The sequence below is a fragment of the Alcanivorax sp. HI0044 genome, from assembly GCF_001634945.1.
The window spans coordinates 1-625 of record NZ_LWEZ01000679.1 but is presented as its reverse complement, the minus strand read 5'-3'; the positions used below and the strand labels follow the sequence as shown (position 1 = coordinate 625).

General features: G+C 53.9%; 1 protein-coding gene. It reads right to left on the bottom strand.

The genetic code is table 11. From position 1 onward, the window contains the following. Positions 1 to 269 precede the first annotated feature (269 nt). Positions 270 to 608, bottom strand: coding sequence for an iron-sulfur cluster insertion protein ErpA (erpA, locus tag A3730_RS08255; protein ID WP_063537901.1), 339 nt, complete (start codon positions 606 to 608; stop codon positions 270 to 272). Between the last annotated feature and the right edge of the window lie 17 nt (positions 609 to 625).

Here is a 625-nt window from a genome sequence, read left to right as displayed (position 1 = left end):
GCGGTTGTTGTAGCAACCAGCACATGGCCCGGGTATCCGCGGCGGTCATTCGTTGAAATGTCGGTTTTGTCGTCATCATGGGTTCAGTGTCTACCCGAAAAGCGACGAAATGTTGATCAAACAGTGAAGGTTTTGTGACAGGGGAGACAGGCGCGAGTTGCGAGAAGCGAGTTTCGAAACCCAGTCCACCTCTTGCCTTTCGAGACTCGTAACTCGTTACTCGCTTCTTTTCGGCAAAGCGGGCTTACGACTGAAGCAGCCAGTTATTCCTAAACAGAGAAGGAAGAACCGCAGCCGCAGGTGGTGGCCGCATTGGGGTTGCTGACCACGAAACGCGAACCCATCAGGCCCTTTTCGTAATCCACCTGGGAACCATCCAGGTATTGAATGCTCATGGCGTCTACCAGCAGGGTTACGCCGGCTTTCTCCACCGAGGTATCGTCTTCATTCACCGCTTCATCGAAGGTGAAACCATAGGAAAACCCCGCACACCCGCCGCCAGTGATATACACACGCAGCTTCAGGTTCGGGTTTCCTTCGTCGTCACGCAGCTCTTTGACTTTGGCCGCGGCGGCATCAGTAAATGAAATAGGCGCTGACTCGGTCATACTCTCGCTATTGGCTG

Bases quoted from the DNA above. Each gene is read 5' to 3' on its own strand.
- erpA (WP_063537901.1), bottom strand. From the start codon at position 608: ATGACCGAGTCAGCGCCTATTTCATTTACTGATGCCGCCGCGGCCAAA.